The sequence below is a fragment of the Azorhizobium sp. AG788 genome, assembly GCF_943371865.1.
Classification (GTDB): Bacteria; Pseudomonadota; Alphaproteobacteria; order Rhizobiales; family Xanthobacteraceae; genus Azorhizobium.
On sequence record NZ_CALRWL010000054.1, the window covers coordinates 1 to 22,870 of the forward strand.

The window sequence follows — 22,870 nt, forward strand, 5'->3', positions numbered from 1 at the left end:
CACCCGCTGGCGCATGCCGCCGGAGAGTTCGCGCGGGCGCTTGTGGCGGAACGCCCACAGATCCACCATGCGCAGCAGGTGTTCGGCGCGGGCCTCATCTTCCGGCAGCACCGGCCGGCACATGCTGACCGGGAACAGCACATTGTCCCGCACGCTGCGCCAGGGCAGCAAGGTGGGGTCCTGGAACATCATGCCGGCGCTGGTCTGCGGCCCGGCCACCGCCAGCCCGTCCAGGGTGATGGCGCCGGAGGTGGCGGGCTCAAGCCCCGCCACCATCAGCATCAAGGTGCTCTTGCCGCAGCCGGACGGGCCGAGGATGGAGACGAAATCGCCGCGGGCAATGTCGAAGCTGGCCTGCGCCACCGCCTCCACCGCCCCGGACGGGGTCTCATACACCTTGCGCACCGCGCGGGCGGTGATGGCCTGGAACGGCGCGGCATCGGACGTCGCCTGCGGAAGGCTGGGGGTGATGCTCATCCCAGGATCGCGGCGTATTCGGCCACGTTCTTCTTCACCGCCGCCCATTGCGCCGGGGAGAGCTTGCCCGCATCGCTGACAAACTGGTTGGTGAACAAGGTGGCCGGATCGGGCCGCTTGGCATCCTTGGGGGCGCCATATTCCATCACCATGTCCACCATGCCGGCGGCCTTGGCCATGTCCGTATAGCCGATGGCGTGGTGCTCCGCTTCCGGGGCCACCACGGTATAGTGCATCAGCCCCTGGGAGATGGTGGCGTTTTCCTTGCCGCCCTTGGTGATGGCCACTTCCGGCACTTCCTTGAGGAAGATGTCCACCCCCGCCTCGGGATCGTTCATGGCATAGACGAGGCCTTCCACCAGCGCGTCGGTGACCGCCTTGCACAGCTCCTTGTCCTTGGCCAGGGTCTCGGCGCGGGTCACCACCTGGCCGGCATAGAGCGAGACGCCGGACTTGCTCCACAGCATGAAGCGGCAGGGCTGCTTCAGCGCCATCATCACCGGCACGCTGGAGGTGGCGATGGCGGTGATGGCATCCACCTGATTGTTGATGACGCTCTGCTCAAGAACCCGGTTGTCCATCTGCACCATGGTGATGGCGGAGGTGTCGATGCCGGCCTTCTTGGCGAAGGCGGGCCAGTAGGGCGCCTCGGCGGAGGTGGGCACGGTGCCGATCTTCTTGCCCTCCAGGTCCTTGGGGGTCTTGATCGGACTGTCGGCGCGCACGGCGATGCCCATGGTGGCGTCGTAGCCCAGCGTGCCCATGGCCACCAAAGGCAGGCCGCGGGCGGCACCGAGGATGACGCCGCCGGCAAACACGAAGCCGAAGTCGAACTCGCCGGCGCCCACCGCCTGGGCCGCCGCCACCGAGCCGAAGCCGCGCGAGATGCTCACATCCAGCCCGCGCTTCTTGAAGAAGCCCTGGTTCTTGGCCACATAGGCAAACAGGGTGGAGCCGTTCGCCAGCCAGGGCAGGGTCAGCTTGAGGCTGCGGGTCTGGGCGATGGCGGGGGTGGCAAGGCGCAGGCCGGCGGCGGCGCCAAGCGCCAGCGCGCCGCCCGCCTTCAGCACGGTGCGGCGGGAGGCGGGGCGGGTCAGGGAGGGGGTGTCGTTCGGCATCGGTCGGGAAGTCCTTCTTCAGCTTATGCAGAAAACGCTTACTTCGCCTGACCTGATCCCAAGCCAGAATCGTGCCAGTTGGGAGAGGCGCAAAACCGCCCATGCGGGACGGGCGATCTCCGCTGAGTGGAGGCTCATTCCACCTCGAAAATGCCGTCCACCTCGACGCTGGCCCCGGCCGGAAGGGTGGCGACCCCCACCGCCGTGCGGGCGTGGCGGCCGGCTTCACCAAACAGCGCGAACATGAGGTCCGAGGCGCCATTGATGACCTTCGGCACATCGGGATAGCCCGGCATGGCATAGACGAAGCCGCCCAGCCGGTGGCAGGCGACCACCTTGTCCAGGTCGCCCTCGAGCGCCTGTGCCAGGGCGGCCAACAGGTTGAGCGCGCACAATTGTGCCGCCTGCTGGCCTGCCGCCAGATCGTGGGTCAGCCCCACCGGCCCGGAAAAACGCACCTCGCCATTCCACTCGCAGATCTGGCCGGCGAGATAGAGCGTGTGACCCATGCGCGAGAACGGTTTGAACGCTCCCCGCGGCGGCGGCACCGGCGGCAGTTCCAGGCCGAGGGCGCGCAGGCGCCCGGCAACGATCCCCGTCATGCCGCGCTCCGTGCGTAGGGGGCTCTGACGCTGCGCGAGGGGGCGGCTTCCGGGGGATTAGTACGCATAACCTGCTTACATAATGACCAGACGAATTCGGCATCTTGTCTCGGACGCATGGGTCTATCTCATTGAAAAATATTGAGGGATGACGTCGAGCCGGTTTGGCGCGGCGCTCTGCACGGGTTCAAAAAGAGGTGTTTAAGCACCAATTGCCTGTGCAGGATGCGAGCCGTTTGGCGGAACGAACAGGCTTTAGGCATTTTGCCGCCCTCAGGCCCTCAGTGTTCCGCCAGCAGTCGGCCCCGTCCGGCGATCTGATCGGCGATGCCGCAGCGGCGCAGCGCGCTCCAATAGGTGGCGGCATTGATGGCGATCACCGGCAGTCCCAGCCAGCGTTCGGCCTCGTCGGCAATGTCGGTGACGGCCAGGTCCGTGCCCGCCTGCACGATGGCATCCACCCCTGCCACCGCCAGGGTTTTCAGGCCCTCGCGGATGTCCGCATCGGTGGCGTGGGCGATCTGTACCTCGCTGGGGCGCATCAGGCTGTGCACCTGGGCCACCTCATAGCCATGGTCGGCAAAATAGCGCGCCACATGGGCATCGCCCACCGGCTGGTAGGGGGTGAGAATGCCGATGCGCCGCACCTGCGGGAACCGCCCCAGCGCCTCGACGCAGGCCGCCGAGCCCATGCTGACGCTTACCCCGGCACGGGCTTCCAGGCGGGCCAGAAGCGCCGCGCCGCCGGCCTTTCCGCCCCAGAAGGTGGGGATGGACATGCCCATGACGAGGTGGTCCGGCTTGCAGGTCATCACCCGGTCCACCGCCCCGAACAGGTCCGGCCCGATGGCCTCCACCATGGCTTCGAATTCGGTGTCATTGGTGAGGGGAAGATCCGGAATATGAATGCGTCCCACATGGTTGGTCACGCCGGCCGGGCGCATGGCGTCGGTCTCCGGCTGCACCGTGGTGTTGGTCGAGGGAATGATGATGCCGATCTTCAGGCGATAGCCCAGCCGGTCTGTCATGGGATGGTTCCTTTGGGTCGGTTCCTTAGGGCCTGTGTCAGGCAGCGCCTCCGCATCTGGCAAACGCCTTGCAAGGACTGCGACGCCCTCCCGCTGCAAGTTGGATGCCGATTGCGCAGCGCCCTAAAACCGACCGGACCGTGATGCCCCTGCCTTCGCCTGCGCCCTCCGCCGCATTGCCAGCCCCCCGCCTCGCCGTGCATCGCTCCCGCCATCTGATGGCGCCGTTCCGCGTGTTGCGGCCGGGCAGCTTTGCTCTGGCCCGGCGCATCCTGGATGAAGATCCCCATGCGGTGCCCATGGCCGGGGGCCTGGATCTGGTGAACCGCATGAAGACCGGCGGCGGGCCGGCCACGGTGGTGTGGCTGGGCGGCATACCCGGCGCCGATGCCATCGCCCGCGCGGGTGATGAGCTGGTGCTCGGCGCCACCTGCCGCCATGACCAATTGGCCCAGAGCCCGCTGGTGCGCGCGGCGTTTCCGGATCTGGCGGCGGTGTGGGCGAGCCTCGCCAATATCCGCATCCGCAGCCAGGGCAGCCTGGTGGGCAATCTCATGGCGGAGGTTCCCGCCTATGAGGCCGCCGGGCTGCTCATGGCCATCGGCGCCACGGTATCGGTGCTGCTGCCGGGCGGCCATGAGGCGGCGCTGCCGGTGACCGCCTTGGGCGATGCCGCCGGGGCCGCGCTGCCGTTGCCGGGCCTCGTCACCGCCCTCCGCATTCCCTTGCCCGGTCCCGAGCGCATGCGGCGGCTGATCTATGATCGCTCCCTGCGGCCGGCGCTGGCGGTGGCGCTCAGCCTGGATGTGACCGCCGGGGTGATCGGCAGCGCCCGCGCGGTGCTGGGCGGCTGCCACCCCCGCCCCCTGGTGCGGACCCTGCCGGTGGAAGGCATGGCGCCCCACGCTTTGCCGCGCGACGCGCGCGCCTTGGCCGAGGCGGTGTTCGGCGATCTGCCGCCGCCCACTGTGGCCTGGGCGGGAGAGGCGGACTATCGCCCGCGCATGGCGCCGCTGCTGCTGTCGCGGCTGTTGCAGGCGGCGGCCCGATGAGCGCCGTCTCCTTCACCCTGGACGGCGCCGCCGTCACCTTGCCGGACGATGCCCCCGGCGTGCTGGCGGATGCGCTGTCCGGCGCCTGCGCCCGCTCCAGCGTGCGTGTGGTGTGCGACCATGGCGCCTGCGGCGCCTGCACCGTGCTGGTGGATGGCGTGCCCACCACCGCCTGCAGCACCCTGACCCAGACCATGGATGGTCGGGCCATCACCACCCTCCAGGGCCTGCGCCCGCCGGGGGCCGCGCCCACTGCCGTGCAGCGGGCCTTTGTGGCGGGCAGCGCGTTCCAGTGCGGCATGTGCACGCCGGGCATGGTCCTGCTGGCGGAGGCGCTGCTGGACCGCACCCCCGATCCCTCCCGCGCCGAGGTCCGCGCCTGGATGGGGGCCAATATCTGCCGCTGCACCGGCTATCGCGCCATCGAGGACGCGGTGCTTCTGGCCGCGCGCCTGCGGCAGGACGGCGAGGGCGCACCCGATGCACCCTGGCGGGCGGAGCAGACCGCCAAGGTGACCGGCCAGCCCTTCTTCACCATGGACATGACCTTGCCGGGCCTGCTGGAGGCCAAGATCCTGCGCAGTCCCCATGCGCACGCCCGCATCACCGCCATCCGCACCGATGCGGCGCGGGCGCTGCCCGGGGTCCATGCGGTGGTCACCGGCGCCGACGTGACCGCGCTGCCCGAGCCCTTCTATGGCCTGTGGGTGAAGGATCAGCCGTTGCTGGCCATCGGTCGGGTGCGCCATGAGGGCGACCCGGTGGCGGCGGTGGCCGCCTGCGATGCCGCCACCGCTCTGAAGGCGTTGGCCCTCATCGAGGTGGACTATGAGCTGCTGCCCACCATCGCCACCTTGGATGAGGCGCTGGCGCCCGGCGCGCCGCTGCTGTTCACGGCGCCAAGCCTGGGGGCGGTGCCGGCCCATGGGGCGGGCGTCACCGCCTTGAAGGAGCCGGCGCCCAACGTGCTCTATTCCTTCCGGCACCGGATGGGCGATGTGGACGCCGCTTTCGCCGCCGCTGCGCATGTGTTTACCGACACGTTCCAGTTCTCGCGCATGTCCCATGCCCAGCTGGAGCCGATCATCACCTTGGCCCGGCCCATGGGCGACGGGTTCGAGCTGTGGTCCTCCAATCAGGACCCGTTCCTGCTGCGCCAGGACATTGGCGAGATCTTCGGCCTGCCGGAGCATCTGCTGCGGGTGCATACGCTGCATATCGGCGGGGCGTTCGGGGTGAAGAGTTTCTGCAAGCTGGAGCCGCTCACCGTGCTGCTGGCGCAGAAGGCCGGGCGCGCGGTACGCCTCGCGCTGTCCATGGACGAAGGCTTCGTCACCTTGTCCCAGCATGCGGCGCGGCTGACGCTGGAGACGGCGGTGGCCGCCGACGGCACCTTCCTCGCCCGCCGCTCGGACATTCTGCTGGACGGCGGCGCCTATGCGGACGGCAGCGCGCTGGTGGCAGACAAGGTGGGCTATCGCATCGGCGGGCCGTATCTGTGGCAGGCGCTGGACAGTCACGCCCGGGCGGTGCGCACCAATACGGTGCCGGCGGGCTCGTTCCGGGGCTTCGGCGGCACCCAGGCGGCATGGGCCTCCGAGAGCCAGATCGACATGATCGCCCGCCGGCTGGGGCTCGATCCGCTGGAACTGCGGCGGCGCAATCTGCTGCCGCCGGGCGATCCGTTCCGCCCCGGCGACAGCGCCATCGATTGCGATCTGGTGGCGGGGCTGGAGCTGGTGGCGCAGCGCATCGGCTGGGGCACGCGCCCGCCCGCCCGCGCGCCGCATCTGGCGCGGGGCAAAGGCCTCGCCATCGGCTTCAAGGATGCGGGCGGGCAGGGCCGCTATGCCCAGGCGCAGGTGAAAGTCCTGCCCGAGGGCCATGCGGTCATCAGCTGCGCCACCGTGGACATGGGCCAGGGCGCCACCGAGGCGTTCCGGCGCATCGTCGGGGAGGTGCTGAAGATCGATCCCGCTTGGGTGACGCGGGCGGCGGTGGATACCGACCAGACCGCCTTCGACCAGGGCACCCATGCCTCCTCCGCCACCGTGGTCACCGGCGAGGCGGTGCGCCGGGCGGCGGAGATGGTGCGCGGGCGCATCCTCGCCTTCGCCGCCGAGCGGCTGGGAGTGCCGGCGGCGAGCCTGGACTATGCGGACGGGGCGATCCGCCACGGCAATGCGGTCACGCCGCTGAAAACCCTGGCGCGGGCCTATTATGGTGGGCTGGGGACGGAATTTACCGGCGCGGGCGAGGTGAAGGTGGAGACCTGCCCGGCTGCGGCATTGAATGCGCAGATCGTGTATTGGATGCCCAACTGGGTCGGCGTGGAACTGGAGGTGGATGTGGAGACGGGCAAGATCACCCTTCTCCATCTGGTCAGCGCGGCGGATGCCGGGCGGGCGCTGGTGCCGGAGGCGGTGCGCGGCCAGATCGAGGGAGCATCCATGCAGGCCATCGGCCAGGCGCTGTTCGAGCACATGGTGTTCGACGGCGCCCATCTGAGCAGCGACACGCCCCAGCGCTATCGCATGCCGCTGGCCACCGACCTGCCGGAATTGTTCGAAGCCATCACGTTGGAGCAGGGGCTCGGGCGCGGGCCGTTCGGCGCCAAGGGAGTGGGGGAGGCGGGCATTTTGGGGGTGGCCAGCGCCATCGCCAACGCGCTGGAAGACGCGGTGGGCGTGCGCATCACGTCGCTGCCCATCACCCCGGACAAGGTGCTGGCCGCCCTCGATGCCAAGGCCGCAACCCTGGCCGGAAAGGACGTGCCATGAGCCAGCCCGCGCGCCCCGACGCGCCCGAGGCGGCGCAACCCAAGGCGCCCCGCCGCCGCGCCAAGGCAGTGGAACCCGCCGCGGCGCCGGCCGTGGCGCCGGCTCCGGCTGCCACCGCGCGTCGGCCGCGGGATGCCGCCGCCACGGCGGATCGCATCCTCCAGGCGGCCATCGCCGAATTTGCCGAGCACGGCTATACCGGCGCCCGCATCGATGCCATCGCCCGCCGGGCGGATGCCAATATGCGCATGCTGTATCATTACTTCGGCAGCAAGAAAGCGCTGTATCTGCACGTGCTGGAGGCGGTGTTCGAGGACATCCGCATCCAGGAGCAGCGGCTCAATCTGCGCGATCTCGCCCCCCTGCCGGCGATGATCAAGCTGTTCGATTTCACTTATGCCCATTTTGCCGCCAACCCGCTGTTCATCCGGATCCTGGCCAGCGAGAACCTGCTGGGCGGCAAGCATCTGAAGAAGTCCACCAAGGTCTCGGCCATGTCCTCGCCGCTGATGGCGGCCATGGAGGACGTGCTGACCCGTGGGGTGGCGCAGGGGGTGTTCCGGCCCGGCGTGGACCCGCTCCAGCTCTATGTGACCATGGTGGCGCTGAGCTATGTGCACATTTCCAACGCGCCGACGCTGTCGCATCTGTTCAGCGTCAACCTGACCACGGCGCGCTGGCGGGCGGAGCGCCGCCGCCATGCCAGCGAAATGCTGCTGGCCTATCTGCAAAGCCCGCCGGCCTTGGCCGGCGGCTGATGCCTTGGCGGGGTGAGCGGAGCGCGCCTTACGGCTCGAAGCCGAAGATGCGCTTCCAGTCCTTCTTCATGCTGATGACGATGAAGCCGCGGGAGCGCGCTTCGGTGAACAGGCTGGCGGGGAAGGTGCCGACGCGGCTGTCCGGCAAGCCCTGGGCCGGGCCATAGGCATATTCGCGCACGCCGTCGTCATGCAGCACCAGCATGGTCAGGCGCGAGCCGTCGCCGCCGCGGGTATATTCCAGCATCTGCCGGTCGCCGACCGAATTGCCGAAGGCGGCGCGGGGGCGGCGGCCGATCATCAGATGGATGCCTTCCGCCTTGCCGGCATAATTGTCGTTCAGCAGCACGCGCGGGTCGCGGATGAGATAGGGCTTGCCGTCCTTGGCATAGGTGAACTTGGTGCCGCCGGCGCTGCCCACGATCTGCTCGGGGGGGATGCCATAGACCCTTTCCGCAAAGGTCCGCACGAAATCCTGGCCGCCGCCGGTGACGATATAGGTCTTGTAGCCGTTGGCCCGCAGGAAGGAGAGCACCTCCACCATGGGCTGGTAGACCAGCTCCGTATAGGGCCGGTTGAAGCGCGGATGCTTGGCGGTGGCCAGCCACTGTTCCGCCTCGGCCTTGAACTCCTCCACCGACATGCCCGAGGAGGTGGCGACGATCAGCTTCTCCAATTCCTTGGGCAGCAGATCGTTGATCTTCTTGATGTCGCCGGTGAGCGCGGTGCGGTAGGGCTCTATTTCCCGCAGTTCCGGGCGCTTCTCGATCAGCGCATTCACCCGCTGGATGGCGAACATCACCTGCGGATAGATCGGCTGTTCCGTCCACAGCGTCCCGTCCTGGTCGAAGGTGGCGACCCGTTCTCCCGGGGGCACGAACTTGGGGCTGTTGGCCTCGGTGGTCTCCTTCACGAAGGTGAGGATGGCCTGCTTGGCGGGGCCTGGGTTCCAGGAGGGCAAAGGGTCGCCCTGGGCCATGGCGCCCGCGCTCACCAGGAGCTGCAGGCACAAGGCCAGGAGGAAGGGCCGGAGGCAGACAAAGCGCGTCATGTTGGATCTCACTCGCCGATGGCCCCAAGCACCGGCGCCCCGGGGGCGCCGCCGCTGCGGCAGGGTCGGACAATGACTGGCCTAAAGTGAACGGACGGTTGCGCGGGCGGAAGAACCCTGCCCCCTGGGAGCTAGCACCTCCACCAAGGGTACTCTAGTGGATTGTGGGGTCGCGTCCCATACAAGCGGTGCGCGAGTGTGTGGCATGCGGGCGCATTTCGTGGACGATACAACCGTTGTGGGGCGGGCGGGCCACTAAGGCCGGCGGGCGGATGCCGGTCGCGGCCCGGACACCGGCCTAAAGGGCGCTGCGCGCCACCTCCACCAGACAGGAATTCGGGGCCGTGGCCTGGGACAGGCGCGAGGTGGGCCGGTCGGAGGTCAGCACGTTGGGGTTGCCGCCGGCGTCGGTGCGGGCGGGATCGGCGGCGGGGGCGAACCAGCCGCCCGTGGGCAGGATCACCACCCCGCGCATCAGGCCGGGCGCATGCCCGATCGCCACCTGCGTGCGGCCTCGCGCATTGAACACTTCGGCAAGATCGCCGTCGGCGAGGCCCCGCCGCGCGGCATCGGCGGGATGCATCAGCAGCACTTCGCGGCCCTGGACCTTGGCCGCAAGGCTCGGGCCGGCATGGGCCAACTGGCTGTGCAATTGATGCGCGGGCTGCGGGGAGAGCAGATGCAGCGGATAGGTCGCCGCCTGCGCGGCGCCCAGCCATTCCTCCGGTTCCAGCCAAACTGGATGGCCGGGGCAGTCGGCATAATCGAAGCCGGCGATGGCCGCCGAGGCGATCTCGATCCGCCCCGAGGGCGTGGACAGCGGGGCGGCGTCCGGATCGCGCACGAACGCTTCCAGCGGCGTGGTTGGCGCGGGGGCGTCCGCGCCCTCGTCCAGGGCCGCGAAGCCGCGCGCCCAGAACTCCGCGAAAGGGGGCAATTCCGGGTGGCGCTGGCGGTAGCCGGCATAGAGGTGTTCCACCCACTCCGTCTCGCTGCGGCGTTCGCTGGAGGCGTCCGCCAGCCCCAGCTTGGCGGCGATGCGGGTGAGGATGGCGTGGTCGCTCATCACCTCCGGCGGCGGCGGCAGCACCCGGCGGGAGGCGATCAGCCAGTTGTCGCGGGAGGAGGCGGCCAGATCATCGCGCTCGAACGGGAAGCTGGCGGGCAACACGATGTCGGCGTGACGGGCGGTGGCGGTCCACATGCTTTCGTGCACGATCACCGTTTCCGGCCGTCGCCACGCCTGCGCCAGCCGGTTGAGGTCCTGATGGTGATGGAACGGATTGCCGCCGGCCCAATAGACCAGGCGGATGTCCGGCAGGGTCAGGCGCTGGCCGTCATAGTCCAGCACGCCGCCGGGATCGGACAGCAGCTCGGTGAGGCGGGCCACCGGGATGAAACTGGCAATAGGATTGCGCCCCTGGCCCAGCGCCGGCCCTTGGAGCTTGCGGATCGGTTGGCCCACGGAGCTGACGGCGGTCAGCCCGAACGCAAAGCCGCAGCCGGGGCGCCCGGCCTGTCCGGCCATGGCGGCGAGCGCAATGGCCGCCCAATAAGGCTGCTCGCCGAACCGCGCCCGCTGGAGCGACCAGGAGAGGTTGAGCACCGCCGGCTGGTCGCCATAGGCGTGGGCGAGGGCGCGGATGGTCTCGGCGGGCACGGTGCAGATGGCGGAGGCCCAGGCGGCGTCCTTCACCACGCCGTCGCTGCGGCCGTCCAGATAGGCGGCGAAGGTGTCGTAGCCCACCGTGCAGCGATCGAGGAAGGCGCGGTCGATGCGCCCTTCCGCCTGGAGGGTGTGGGCCATGGCCAGCAGCAGCGCCGCATCGGTGCCGGGGCGCAGGGGAATGTGGGTGATGTCGGCGCCGTCCAGGGCCGGCACATCGTCGGCAGAGGGGCTGAGGATGACGATGCGCACGCCCGCATCCGCCACCCGTTGCAGCCAGCGCTCGGCCCGGTGCTGGCCGGTGCCGCCCGCTTCCACCTGGGCATTGGAGAGGCGGAAGCCGCCGAAGGCGATCAGCAATTTGGCATGGGCGGCGATCTGGTCCCAGCTGGGGGCGGTGTCGGTGGCGCCCTTATAAGCCGCGCCGATCACATGCGGCAGCAGCACCGCGCCGGCGCCGTAGCTGTAGGTATTCACCGCCGCGGTGAAGCCGCCGCACAGGTTGAGAAAGCGCTTGAGCTGGCTCTGGGCGTGGTGGAACCGCCCGGCGCTGGCCCAGCCATAGGAGCCGCCGAAGATGGCGGCGTTGGAATGCGTCTCCCGCACCCGGACGATCTCGTCCGCCACCAGCGTGGCGGCCTCATCCCAGCTGACGGGCACGAACTCATCCTGCCCGCGCCCGGCCCCACGCCCGGCGGGAGCGTTGCGCGCCGCCAGCCAGCCGCGCCGCACGCTTGGGGCGCGCACCCGCAGGGGATGGTCGGCCAGATCCAGATAGGCCGCGCCCACCGGCGAGGGCTGCGGGTCGAGGGGAAAGCCGGAGAGGCGGGGGCGGCCATCGGGGCCGTCCACCACCGCATAGGTGCCGAAATGGCTTCCGAACAGATGCATGTCCGGTCGCCTTCGCGCGCTACTGGGCCGGCTTCATGTCGAAGGCGCGCACCCAGTCGTCGGCGCGGGGCTGCCACACCACGCGCTTGGAGAAACCGTAGGTGTTGGGCTGGGCATAGAGGAACAGCACCGGGGCTTCCTCGCACATGATCGAGGTGGCGTCCTTATAGGCCGCCAGCCGCGCCGCCTTGTCGGTGGTGGAGCGCCCGGCTTCCACCGCCTTGCCGAAGGCGGCATTGTCCCAATAGGCATATTGGTTGCCCGGCGCCAGCAAGGTGAGCTGGCCGTCCGCATCCAGGGTCGGCCAGCCGTGGGTCAGCAGCGACGTCTGCGCCAGGGTGCGGGACTTCAGGTATTTGTTCATATAGGCGCCGAAATCCATCTCCGTGATCTTCACGGTGAGGCCGATCTCGCCCAATTGCGCCGCCACCACCTGCGCCACTTCCTGGCCCTGGAGATAGGTGGCCACCGGCACGTCCATCTCGATGGGCTGGGAGAGGTTCACGCCGGACTGCTTGAGCAGGTCCTTGGCCTTCTTGGGATCATAGGCATAGGGCTTCAGCGCCGGATTATAGCCGAAATAGGCCGGGGTCAGGATCTGGCACTGCGAGATCGCCGCCTTGCCCTCGAAGATGGATTCGGCGATGGCGGTCTTGTCGACCGCATAATTCATGGCCTGACGCACCAATTTGTTGTCCAGCGGCGGCTTCTGGGTGTTGAACTTGATGAATACGGTGCGGGTCGACGGCACCGCGCCCGAGGTGGCCTTGCCGCTGGCCTGGACCCGCGCCAGTTCGGACGGCGGCACGCCGGTGATCAGATCCACTTCGCCCGCCAGCAGCGCGGCGATGCGGCTGGAGGGCTCGGGAATGGTGCGGAACACCACTTTGTCGAACGCCGGCTTGTCGCCGAAATAGCTGGGGTTGGTGGCCAGCGAGATGTGGTCGCCCGGCACGTTCTCGGTGATCTGATAGCGCCCGCCGGCCATGGTCTCCTTGGCCGGATCATGGGTGGCGGTCCAGGCGGGGGGCAGCAGGAAGAACATGGAGAGCTGATCGGCAAAGGCCGGGAACGGCGCGCTGGTCTCCACCTCCAGGGTGGTGTCATTGATGACCCGCACGGCCTTCACCAGTTCGAACCACGACTTGATGCGGGCATTCACCTTGGGATCGCGCACCCGGTCCAGATTCCACTGCACCGCCTTGGCATCCAGCGGCTCGCCATTGGCGAATTTGGCGCCGGCCACCAGTTCGAACCGCCAGGTGGTGTCGTTCACCGGGGTCCAGCTCTTCGCCAAAGCCGGCTGCAGCTTCAGATCCGGCCCGCGCAGGATGAGCGAGGGATAGACATGGCTCAGCAGCGACAGATCGGAGCCGAACGAGGCCGACATGTGCGGGTCGAGCGTGTTGATGTTCACCGCCAGGGCGATGGTGGCGGTCTCCGCCCGCGCCAGGGCGGGCAGGGACGCGGCGGCGAGAAGGGCGGTGGCGAAGGCGGCGGGCTTCAAGGCGATCATGGGGCGTCTCCGTCGGGCAGCCAGAGCATCGGGGCGAGGGGATGTGGTCGTCTTTGGGGTCGGCGTCAGGTCAGGACGAAATGGCCGGGCGAGACCTCTTGCAGGGTCGCCTCGGGGCTGGGTTTTTCGGTTTCATAGTCGAACGCGATCGGCCGCCGCAGCCGCTCGATGGCGGGCTTGGGCACCGGGATCGCCGAGAGCAGCGAGCGGGTATAGGCGTGGCGCGCATCGGTGAAGATGGCCTCGGTGGGGGCGATCTCGACAATGCGCCCGCGCAGCATCACCGCCACCCGATGGCAGAGATAACGCACCATGGAGAGGTCATGGGCGATGAACAGATAGGCCATGCCCAGTTCCTGCTGCAGGTCCTGGAACAGATTGACGATCTGGGCCTGGATCGACACGTCGAGCGCGGTGATGGGCTCATCCGCCACGATCAGGCGCGGGCGCATGGCGATGGCGCGGGCGATGTTCACCCGCTGGCGCTGGCCGCCGGAGAATTCATGCGGATAGCGAGCCATGAACCGCGGATCGAGCCCCACCTGCTTGAACAGCGCCGCCACCTTCTCTTCCCGTTCCGAGCGGTTGGGGGCAAGGCCGTGCACGATCAGCGGCTCGGCGACGAAAGCGCCCACGGTCATGCGCGGGTTGAGCGCCGCATAGGGATCCTGAAACACCACCTGCATCTCGCGGCGATAGCGCTTCATCTCCAGTTGCGGCAGGCCGGTGATGACATTGCCGTCGAAGCTCACCGCGCCGGAGGTGGGCTCCTCCAGCCGCAGCACCACACGGCCCGTGGTGCTCTTGCCGGAGCCGGATTCGCCCACGAGGCCGAGGATTTCGCGCGGCATCACCTCGAACGAAATGCCGTCGATGGCCCGCACCTCGCCGGTGCGCCGACCCAGCAGGCCGCCGCGGGTGGCGTAGGTCTTGCGCAGGTCGCGTACGCCCAACAGTGGCGTCAGCCCGGTTTGCGCGCTCATGCGGCATCTCCTGCGGCGCGGGCGGCCAAGGCGGCCCGCAGATCGTACCACGCCGCCGCCAGATGCCCCGGAACGCCGTTGGCCACTTGGCGCAGCGGCGGGGTCTCCTGGAAGCAGCGGGGGGTGGCGAAGATGTTGCGCGGGGCGAAGGGGTCGCCGATCTGCGGCAGCGACAGGTCCGGCGGGCTGCCGGGGATCTGGTGCAGGCGCCCGGCGTCGCGGCGCTCCTGGGTGGGCAGGGATTGCAGCAGGCCCCAGGTGTAGGCGCTGCGCGGATCCTCGAACAAGGCATCCACCGGGCCGCGTTCCATCACCCGCCCGGCGTACATCACCTGCACGGTGTCGGCGAGGCCGGCCACCACGCCCATGTCATGGGTGATCCAGATGATGGTGGTGCCGAAGGCGCGCTTGAGATCGCGCATCATGTCGAGGATCTGCGCCTGCACGGTCACGTCGAGCGCGGTGGTGGCCTCGTCGGCGATCAGCAGGCGGGGATTGCAGGCGACGCCGATGGCGATCATCACTCTTTGGCGCATGCCGCCGGAGAATTGGTGCGGATACTGGCCGATGCGCCGCTCCGCATCGGGAATGCGCACCAGGTCCAGCAACTCCACCGCGCGGGTGCGCGCCAGCGCCCATGTGGTCCCCTGGTGGCGCATCAGCACTTCCACCAATTGCCGCTCCACGGTGAGCACCGGATTGAGCGAGGTCATGGGATCCTGGAACACGAAGCCGATGCGCCCGCCACGCAGGTCGCGCAGCTCCGCTTCCGGCATCTTGAGCAGGTCGCGTCCCTCGAACAGCACCTGGCCCGAGACGATGCGCCCCGGCGGCTTGGCGATCAGCCCCGCCATGGCCAGCACGTGCACGCTCTTGCCCGAGCCGGATTCCCCGACGATGCCGAGGGTTTCGCCGTCTTCCAGGTCGTAGGACACGTCATTGACCGCGTGAATCACTCCGGCGGGCGTATCGAACGCCACCGTGAGATTGCGGACCTGGAGCAGCGGCGCCATGGCGTCAGGCGATCAGTTCGCCGCCGACCGACTGCGTGAGGAATTCGCAGCCGTCGGGGGTGATGAGGATGGTGTCGGAAAACTGCGTGGCGGCGATGCCCGGCATGCGCAGGTTCGGCTCCAACGTGAAGATCATGCCCGGCTCCAGCGGGATGTCGGTCTTGGCATCCAGCGAGGGATGCTCATGGGCGCCGAGGCCGATGCCATGGCCGATGCGGCCGGGCAGATACTTGCCGTAGCCCCGCGCCTCCAGCCCCGCCTTGGTGGCGGCGAACAGCGCCGAGATCGGCGTGCCGGGCTTCATCAGCGGCTCAAGCTCGGCGCGGATTTCCAGGATGGAGCGGATCGCCCGCAGGTTTTCCGCCGGTTGTTCGCCCACCATCACCGTGCGCTCGTTTTCCGCATGGATGCCGTCGATGATGGTCCAGATGAAGATGCTGACGCATTCCCCCGCCACCGGCTTGCGCGGGGTGGGGTTGTCGCAATTCATGAACATGCGGTCGCCCGCCAGCGCCCAGGTGGCGAGGCCATTCTGCGCCCCGCCTTCCAGCGAGCCGAAATCGCACACTTCCTTGTCCGGGAAGGTATCGGCCCAGAAGCGGTTCATGGCGGCCATGGAGGCCAGCGAAATGTCGCGCTCGGAGCCGCCGGCGCGCACTTCCGCGATGGCCGCATCCATGCCCACGTCGGCGATGCGGGCGGCGGCGCGGGCGTTGGCGATCTCGTCGGCATCCTTCACAAGACGGGTGGTCATGATCAGGCCGGAGACGTCCTTGAACGTCGCCTTGGGCAGCAGCCCTTCCAGCTCGCGATAGCGCGAGAGCGGCACGAACTCTTCCTCGATGCCGATCACGCTGGAAGCAAGGCCCGCTTCCGCCAGCAGGCTGGCCAGCGCCGCCTGCCAGTGCAGGCCCATGGTGACCTTGGTGGACCAGGCGCCATAGAGGCGGATATCCGACACGAAGCTGGAGGCGCGGGCGTGATCATCGCGCAGCGCATGCACCAGGATGGACGGCGCCCCGGTGCGGGGCAAAATGGCGATGACCGGATGGGAATAGATGATCGGGTTGAAGCCGGTGAGATAGAAGCTGTTCTCCGGCTTGAACGAGACGATGACGTCGATGCCGGCCGCGTCCATGCGGGCGCGCAGGCGCTCGATGCGGGAGGGATTGCCGAATGCGGTCATGGGGTCAGGTCCTCAGTCTCGGATCGAAATAATCGCGCAGCCAGTCGCCCACGAGGTTGACGCTCAGCACGGTCAGCAGAATGGCAAGGCCGGGGAAGGTGACGATCCACCAGGCGCTGGAAATGTAGACCCGGCCTTCCGCCAGCATCCGCCCCCAACTGGCGGTGGGCGGCTGCACGCCGAGGCCGAGGAAGCTCAGGGCCGCATCCATGATGATGACGCGGGCCAGTTCCAGGGTCGCCACCACCAGGGCCGGGGTAAGCACGTTGGGCAGGATGTGCCGGAGCATGATGCGGCTGGTGCTGGCGCTGATGGCCCGTGCGGAGAGCACGAACTCCCGTTCCCGCAGCGAGAGCACCTGGCCGCGGATGATGCGCGCATAGCGGATCCAACTGGTGACCGCCAAGACGATGATCAGATTGGTCAGGTTCGGCCCCAGGGCCGCCACCACCAAGAGCGCCAGCAGCATCAGCGGGATGGCCAGCTGGATATCCACCAGCCGCATCAGGATGCGATCCACCATGCCGCCGCAATAGCCGGCAACGATGCCCAGCAGCACCCCGACGATGCCGCCCAGCACCACGGCGCTGGCCGCCACGCTCAAGGTGATCTGGCTGCCATAGATGATGCGGCTGAGGATGTCGCGCCCCAGCTGGTCGGTGCCCAGGGGATGGGCGCCGGGACTGAGGGGGGAGGTCCAGGTGGGCGGGGCGAGGCGGGCTTTGAGGTCGCCGCGCACCGGATTGGGCAGGTCCAGCCAGGGCGCCATCAGCGCCGCGCCGAGGAAGGCCAGCAGCAGCACCATGCCGAACAAGCCGGAGCGGCTCTTGATCAACGCGCGCAGGAAGCGGGAGCGGAAGAAGGTCATGGCTCAGCCCCGTCCCTTGATGCGCGGATCGAGCACCGCATAGAGCAGGTCCACCAGCAAATTGACGACCACATAGATGGTGGCGATCAGCGCCACGCCGGCCTGGATCACCGGGAAATCCTTGGTCTCGATGGCCTGGACGATGAGCCGGCCCACCCCCGGCCAGGCGAACACCGTCTCCGTCACCACCGAGCCGCCCAGCAGTTCGCCGGTGAGAATGCCGATCATGGTCACCACCGGGATCAGCGCATTGCGGGCGATGTGCCAGACGAACACCGTGCCCGGCAGCAGGCCCTTGGCGCGGGCGGTGCGCACATGGTCTTCCTTCAGCACGTCCAGCATGCTGGAGCGCAGCAGGCGGGCGATGGAGGCGCTGACGAACACCGCCAAAGTGAAGGCGGGTAGAACCAGATGCGCGGGCGAGCCATAGCCCCCCGTGGGCACCCAGCCCAGATCCACCGCGAACAGCAGGATCAGCATGATGCCCAGCCAGAACACCGGCGTCGCCTGGCCCAGCAGCGCCAAAGTCATCACCACGAACTCGACCACCGAGCCGCGCTTGAGCGCGGCGATGGAGCCGGCGGCGCCGCCGATGATGATGCCCAGCACCATGGCCAGCAGCGCCAGCTGGATGGTGGCGGGCATGCGCTCCAGCACCACGCCGATGGCCGGGCGATTGAACTGGAACGACTGGCCGAAATCGCCGGTCAGCACCTGGCCGACATAGACCAGATATTGCTGCCACAAGGGCTTATCGAGCCCCAAAGCCGCGGTCATCTGCTGCATCTGTTCCGGCGAGGCACCCACCGGCAGCAGCAGCGCCACCGGATCGCCCACCAGACGGGTGACGAAGAACACGATCGTCACCACGCCCCAGATGGCGATCAGGGCTTCAGCCAGCTTGGTGAGGGCATAGCGGGTCACCGGCCGGTCCTCGCCAGGAAGGCGCGGATGCCGGCCAGCACCGGGACATTGGCTTCCACATGCACCGCATGATTGGCGCCGGGGATTTCGAGCAGTTCGGCGCCGGGGATGCTCTCAGCAATCAGCCGCGACTGGCTGGGCGGGCAGATCCAATCGGCGCCGCCGACGATCACCAATGTGGGCACGGCGATGTCCGCCAATTGGTCGCGCAGATCATAATCCTTGGTGGCGAACAAAGCGTTGTGCGTCTGCGCATGCAGATGCAGCGTGCGGGTGCGTTCCAAGGCGGCATCGGGATCGAAGGTCTCGAAATAGAGCGGTTGCAGGGCGAGCCATATCAGCCGCAGCTCGGTGTCGTCGATGACGTCCGAGAACATCTTCTCCACCATGCGCAGCGAGGCGCTGGGCGCCTTGTGCAGGCGGGCCTTGAAATTGGCGATCGCCTCGGCCTCGTGGTGGTGGCTGGGCGCCGTGCCGCGCAGGATCAGCCGCGAGAGGCCGGCGGCGCCGTATTTCACCGCATAGGTCAGCGCGATCATGCCGCCGAATGAGCCGCCGATCAGCACCATGGGCTTGCCGCCGCACAGGGTCAGGCGGATGGCTTCCAGATCGTCGGCGAACTGTTCGAAGGTGAAGGGCGGCGTCAGCGAGGAGGTGCCGCAGCCGCGCTGGTCATAGGCCAGCAGGCGGTAGCTGTCCGCCAAGGGCAGGAAGGCGTTGAAGTCGGTGCGATGGTCGCCAATGCCGCGCCCGCCGTGCAGCACCACGATGGTCTCGTCATGCGTCTCGCCCGCCACATCATAGGTGAAGGTGGCGCCATTGAGGGCGATGGACTTTGGCGCGTCAGCCGGCGGCATGGGCGGGCTCCGGCGCGGCGTCGGCATCCACCCATTCATCGCCCTGGAGTTCCGGCACGTTGAAGGCGGACAGGTTGGCGAAATGGATTTCGCGGTCGGCCACGAACAGCTCGCGCACGATGCCCCGCGCCAGCCGGTCGGCGCCCTCGCTGATGGCGGGGATATCGCCGGAGAGCTTGCCGTGGCTCAAAGTGGCGGGGAAATTGAAGCCGTGGATATACTTCAGCGCCGGGCAGGTGCCGGGCTCCTTCTCCAGGAATTCGAAAGCCTCTCCCAGATACGGCGAGGTGGCGAGTTCCCCATTTTCCTGGCCCGCCGGCACCGGGAATGTATCGCCCCAGAAGCGGATGAAGGGCGCCACCGCCTCAAGTTCCGGCCGCTCGGCCAGATCCACCCGGAAGCCGGTGGCGAAGATGACGAAGTCCACCTCGTCGCGGCCCTTGGGCGTGGTCAGCACCAGATGGTCGCCCGCCTGCACCAGGCTGGTCATGGGGCTGCCCAGATGGAAGAAGGCGTTGGGATGGCGCGACACCCGCAGCGTGCTGTCACGCGGCGGCGGCGTCTGGGCGGCCAAAGTGTGGTCGAGGAAGCGCCATTTCCAGTCGTCCGACAGGCCGGCGAAGCCGTGGATCACGCCCTGGCTGCCGATGCCGGTGAATTTGTTGATCCGGGGAATATCGGTGCGGCGGATGAACAGGTCCACCCGCGCCGCGCCGGTTTCCAGGGCCACGGCGGCATTGTCCATGGCCGAGGCGCCGGCGCCGATCACCGCCACCCGGCGGCCGCGCAGGGCCTCGAAATCGATGGCATCGGCGGAATGGGCCCAGAAGGCCCGGTCCAGCCCCTCGGTGATCGGGGGCACATAGGTGCCGCCGAGGCCGTCGCGGCCGGTGGCCAGGACCACATGCCGGGCGGTCATCAGCTGGGTGCCTGAGGCATCCTGCGTTTCCACATCCAGCAGCCCGTCGGCACGCGGGGTGATGGCGCTCACCGTCACCTCATTGCGCACCGGCAAGTCGAGGGCTTTGCGGTACCAGACCAGATAGTCCATCCACAGGGTGCGGGGGATCTTGCCCAGGCTCTCCCAGGCGGCAAGGCCGTACTTGGCCTCATAGAAGGCGCGGAAGGTCAGCGCCGGCAGGCCCATGGCCGGGCCGGTCAACTGCTTGGGCGAGCGCAGGGTCTCCATGCGGGCGTAGGTCACCCACGGGCCTTCCTGGCCGGCGGGGGCGCGATCCAGCAGCACATGATTGTCCACGCCCAGGCGCTTGAGCATGCCGGAGGCCACGAGGCCCGCCATACCGGCGCCGACGATGATCACATCCACCACCCGGCGCCCGTCCACGCTGCGCGCCGGCACCCAGGACTTGGAGGGCAGTTCCAGCCAGGCCAGATCCTGGGCCAGGCGGCGTTCGAGGGCATCGAGCCCCATGGCATCGGTGGCGGTCATCGGGCAGATCCCCGTTTGGAGATGGCAGGGGCCGCGGGCGCGGTGGCGGTGGCGGTGGCGCCGTAGACGGCATCGGCCAAGGTGTCCTTGCGGCCCGGCTCATGGAGGCGGAAACCGGGCAGGCGGCGCGCGGCCACCGCCTGCAAAGCGTCATTGAAGGCGACGATGGTGGCCGACAGCGGCTTGGCCGTGGGCGAGAGCGTGCCGAACAGGAACGGGATGTTCACATCCAGCGGCCGCAGCACCAAGCCTTCCGGGCACAGGCCGCAGGCGGTGGCGGGCTCGACGATGGCGATCCCCAGCCCGGCGCGGGCCATGGCCAGGGCCGCCAGCGAGGCATTGGTATCGATCATGCGCTCAGGAACGACGCCGGCCTGGGCCAAAGCCTCGTCGATGCGGCGGCGCAGGCGATAGGGATTGGCCATGGTGATGATGCACTGCCCGGCCAGATCGGCGATGCGCACCATCTCTTGCGCCGCCAAAGGCGAACCGGCGGGCACGGCGGCGACGCAGGGCGCTTCGCCCACCCAATGCACATCGATGCCGGGATGCTCGATGGGCAGGCTGGCGACGCCGAAATCCGCCGCCCGTGCCAGCAGGCTCTGCACCACATGCTCGGCGGACAGCGACTGCACATGCAGCAGGCGCGGCAGCAGGTGCGGCTCCAGCATCGCCAGCGCATCGGGCACCAGGCCGATGGACAAAGCCGGGGTCGCGGCAATCTCGAACGGGCGGGCGTCGCCCCGCCCGATGGCTTGGGCGCGCTCGCGAATATGCCTGATGCTGACCAGAAGCCGCTCCACCTCCTCATGGAACAGGACGCCCTGTTCCGTCGGCGAGATGCGGGGGCCGCTGCGATGGAACAGCGCGTAGCCGAGACTGGTCTCCAGATCCTGGATCAGCCGCGTGGTCGCCGGCTGCGACCGGCCCAGCAGGCGCGCGGCGCCGGTGATGCTGCCCGCGGACATCACCGCGGCAAAGGCATCCAGCTGTCGGAGGTCCAGATCGTCTAAATCCATAATTGACATACTATGGACGTCATCATTCGTTTCAAGCATCAAATTGGGGCAGCAACGCCCCGGATGCGGCGGTTCGTTGGGCAGGGCGCTGTATTAATATGCAGCATGATTGCGCAATCTTGATACGCGACACGCATGATGAAATAGTCCTCAGCTCCTCCCGGACAATGTTGCGGCGCAACACTGCGGGAGACGCGCGGCAATCAGCGGAGGATCTGCCGAAGATGGACCCCACTCACATCATTGAAGCCCTGGCCGGCGTCGTGCCCGGCTCACCGCTGGCGACGGCATTGGCGGCGCGGGCGCAGATCATGGGCCTCAGCCAGGCCAGCCATGATGCCGTGCTGGTGCCGCGCGACCCCGGCGGGCTGAGCCATGGCGAACGGGCGGCGCTGGCCGCGCGCATGGCGCGTGAGCATGGCGATGCCACGCTGGCGGCGCATTATCACGGGCTGCTGCGGACCGCCGGTGAGACGCCGGTGCTGGCCTTGCTCGCCGATCCGCAGACCCCGGCTCAGGGGGGAGGCTTCGATCCCCGGCTGGCGGCGCTCATCCGCCATGCGGACCTGCTGACACGTGCCCCGCGCGATGCCACGCGCGGCGACATCGAGGCGCTCAAAGCGGCAGGCGTGGCCGAGGCGGACATCGTGCGCCTCGCGGAACTGGCCGCCTTCGTCAATTATCAGGTCCGGGTGATTGCCGGCCTGCGGCTGCTGAAAGGTCTGTGATGAGCACGCCCGTTCATGACTTCACCACCGTCGTTCCCAAGTGGGTGCCCTATGTGACCCCGGTGCGCCTGGATGCGGCGAGCCCGGAACAACTGGAGGCCATGAAGGTTACGCCCTCCAACACCAAGGTGTCGGACTATGTGCTGACCTTGGCCCATGATCCGGAATCCCTGGCGGTGCGCTCGCCTTTGTTCAACGCCATCATGTACGGCACCGATGGCCTGTCGCGGGCGGAGCGGGAGCTGGGGGCGGTGGGCGCCTCCATCGTCAATCGCTGCGTCTATTGCGCCGCCGTGCACAGCTCGCGCTACAACCAGCTCACCAAGCGCACCGACGTGATGGAGACCATCTTCGCCGGCGGCACCGCGGCGGAGCTGGACGACCACTCCCAGGCCATCTTCGATTTCGCGGTGGCGCTCTCCACCACGCCGTCGCAGGCGACGTCCGACCATGTGGAGGCGTTGCGCAACCTGGGCCTGAGCGATCTGGAGATGGTGGATCTGGTGCTCTCCGCCGCCATTTTCGGCTGGGCCAACCGGCTCATGCACACGCTGGGCGAGCCGGTGGCGGCCTGAGGCCGCATCTCGCTCAAACTCAAGGCACACAACGACTGTTCCAGGCCGTCGCAACCGCGACGGCCTTTGTTTTTGGGCCGTGCCCCGCGTGCCGGGCGGCCCAAGCGTGCCCCGTCGGGTGTGTCATTTCATCCGTAATTATACCGAGGGACATCTGTCGTTGTTTGTCATCGCCTTGTGTTTGCTATGTAATATTTATGCGACAAAAGTAGTACCTAAGGTGTCTTGCTTGGAAATACGCAACCGCGCAAGCCTCGGGCAAGCCTCGCCAATGACGGTAGCATAGTGAACGATGCAACTGGTCAGGCGAGGACGTCGTGAATCCGCA

Annotated in this window: 20 protein-coding genes; 5 read left to right on the forward strand and 15 right to left on the reverse strand. The window is 68.2% G+C overall.

All coding sequences use genetic code 11. The annotated features are described in order from the left end of the window. The 4 genes from AAG816_RS23120 to AAG816_RS23135 form a co-directional block, all read right to left on the reverse strand. Positions 1-477, reverse strand: a 477-nt coding sequence (locus tag AAG816_RS23120; protein ID WP_341992044.1) for an ATP-binding cassette domain-containing protein, incomplete at its 3' end; no start/stop codon positions are given. After that, positions 474-1,595: an ABC transporter substrate-binding protein gene (locus AAG816_RS23125; RefSeq protein ID WP_341992045.1), complete on the reverse strand. Its 1,122-nt coding sequence runs from the start codon at positions 1,593-1,595 to the stop codon at positions 474-476. The genes AAG816_RS23120 and AAG816_RS23125, both read right to left, overlap by 4 nt. A gap of 134 nt (positions 1,596-1,729) precedes the next feature. Continuing rightward, entirely contained in the window at positions 1,730-2,197 is a 468-nt protein-coding gene (locus AAG816_RS23130; RefSeq protein ID WP_341992046.1) for a RidA family protein, read from the reverse strand. A gap of 281 nt (positions 2,198-2,478) precedes the next feature. After that, the gene (locus tag AAG816_RS23135) at positions 2,479-3,225 is read right to left on the reverse strand and encodes an Asp/Glu racemase (RefSeq protein WP_341992047.1); all 747 of its coding nucleotides are present in this window, start codon (positions 3,223-3,225) and stop codon (positions 2,479-2,481) included. Positions 3,226-3,368: 143 nt separating this feature from the next. On the opposite strand from AAG816_RS23135, the gene AAG816_RS23140 reads away from it, so the two are divergent. The 3 genes from AAG816_RS23140 to AAG816_RS23150 are packed head-to-tail and all read left to right on the forward strand — an operon-like array spanning position 3,369 to position 7,815. Further along, complete coding sequence (locus AAG816_RS23140; protein WP_341992048.1) at positions 3,369-4,277, forward strand: FAD binding domain-containing protein; 909 nt, start codon at positions 3,369-3,371, stop codon at positions 4,275-4,277. Next, the gene (locus AAG816_RS23145; protein ID WP_341992049.1) at positions 4,274-7,057 is read left to right on the forward strand and encodes a molybdopterin-dependent oxidoreductase; all 2,784 of its coding nucleotides are present in this window, start codon (positions 4,274-4,276) and stop codon (positions 7,055-7,057) included. Before AAG816_RS23140 ends, AAG816_RS23145 begins: the two co-directional genes overlap by 4 nt. Further along, positions 7,054-7,815: a TetR/AcrR family transcriptional regulator gene (locus tag AAG816_RS23150; RefSeq protein WP_341992050.1), complete on the forward strand. Its 762-nt coding sequence runs from the start codon at positions 7,054-7,056 to the stop codon at positions 7,813-7,815. Before AAG816_RS23145 ends, AAG816_RS23150 begins: the two co-directional genes overlap by 4 nt. Positions 7,816-7,843: 28 nt before the next feature. On the opposite strand, the gene AAG816_RS23155 is transcribed toward AAG816_RS23150, so the two are convergent. From AAG816_RS23155 to AAG816_RS23205, 11 genes are all read right to left on the reverse strand, one after another. Beyond that, entirely contained in the window at positions 7,844-8,866 is a 1,023-nt protein-coding gene (locus tag AAG816_RS23155; protein ID WP_341992051.1) for an HAD family hydrolase, read from the reverse strand. Positions 8,867-9,164: 298 nt separating this feature from the next. Next, positions 9,165-11,423: a molybdopterin-dependent oxidoreductase gene (locus tag AAG816_RS23160; protein WP_341992052.1), complete on the reverse strand. Its 2,259-nt coding sequence runs from the start codon at positions 11,421-11,423 to the stop codon at positions 9,165-9,167. 19 nt (positions 11,424-11,442) lie between these two features. Next, a complete protein-coding gene (locus AAG816_RS23165) occupies positions 11,443-12,939 on the reverse strand; it encodes an ABC transporter substrate-binding protein (protein WP_341992053.1) in 1,497 nt (498 codons plus the stop codon). Positions 12,940-13,004: 65 nt separating this feature from the next. Continuing rightward, positions 13,005-13,922, reverse strand: coding sequence for an ATP-binding cassette domain-containing protein (locus AAG816_RS23170; RefSeq protein ID WP_341992055.1), 918 nt, complete (start codon positions 13,920-13,922; stop codon positions 13,005-13,007). Beyond that, the gene (locus tag AAG816_RS23175; RefSeq protein ID WP_341992056.1) at positions 13,919-14,935 is read right to left on the reverse strand and encodes an ABC transporter ATP-binding protein; all 1,017 of its coding nucleotides are present in this window, start codon (positions 14,933-14,935) and stop codon (positions 13,919-13,921) included. Before AAG816_RS23175 ends, AAG816_RS23170 begins: the two co-directional genes overlap by 4 nt. A gap of 4 nt (positions 14,936-14,939) precedes the next feature. Next, complete coding sequence (locus AAG816_RS23180; protein WP_341992057.1) at positions 14,940-16,121, reverse strand: Xaa-Pro peptidase family protein; 1,182 nt, start codon at positions 16,119-16,121, stop codon at positions 14,940-14,942. A gap of 4 nt (positions 16,122-16,125) precedes the next feature. Continuing rightward, positions 16,126-16,989, reverse strand: coding sequence for an ABC transporter permease (locus tag AAG816_RS23185; RefSeq protein ID WP_341992058.1), 864 nt, complete (start codon positions 16,987-16,989; stop codon positions 16,126-16,128). A gap of 3 nt (positions 16,990-16,992) precedes the next feature. Next, the gene (locus tag AAG816_RS23190) at positions 16,993-17,913 is read right to left on the reverse strand and encodes an ABC transporter permease (protein ID WP_341992059.1); all 921 of its coding nucleotides are present in this window, start codon (positions 17,911-17,913) and stop codon (positions 16,993-16,995) included. Beyond that, positions 17,910-18,770 (reverse strand): alpha/beta hydrolase, encoded by an 861-nt coding sequence (locus AAG816_RS23195; protein WP_341992060.1) that lies wholly within the window; start codon positions 18,768-18,770, stop codon positions 17,910-17,912. The genes AAG816_RS23190 and AAG816_RS23195 overlap by 4 nt, the downstream gene beginning before the upstream one ends. Next, positions 18,757-20,220, reverse strand: coding sequence for an NAD(P)/FAD-dependent oxidoreductase (locus AAG816_RS23200; RefSeq protein WP_341992061.1), 1,464 nt, complete (start codon positions 20,218-20,220; stop codon positions 18,757-18,759). Before AAG816_RS23200 ends, AAG816_RS23195 begins: the two co-directional genes overlap by 14 nt. Further along, positions 20,217-21,248 (reverse strand): LysR family transcriptional regulator, encoded by a 1,032-nt coding sequence (locus AAG816_RS23205; protein WP_341992062.1) that lies wholly within the window; start codon positions 21,246-21,248, stop codon positions 20,217-20,219. Before AAG816_RS23205 ends, AAG816_RS23200 begins: the two co-directional genes overlap by 4 nt. 215 nt (positions 21,249-21,463) lie before the next feature. On the opposite strand from AAG816_RS23205, the gene AAG816_RS23210 reads away from it, so the two are divergent. Continuing rightward, positions 21,464-21,967, forward strand: a complete 504-nt coding sequence (locus tag AAG816_RS23210) for a CMD domain protein (RefSeq protein WP_341992063.1) — start codon at positions 21,464-21,466, stop codon at positions 21,965-21,967. Further along, positions 21,967-22,542 carry a peroxidase-related enzyme gene (locus tag AAG816_RS23215; protein ID WP_341992064.1) on the forward strand — a complete coding sequence of 192 codons (576 nt, stop codon included), beginning with the start codon at positions 21,967-21,969 and terminating at the stop codon, positions 22,540-22,542. The genes AAG816_RS23210 and AAG816_RS23215 overlap by 1 nt, the downstream gene beginning before the upstream one ends. The last annotated feature ends 328 nt before the right edge of the window (positions 22,543-22,870 follow it).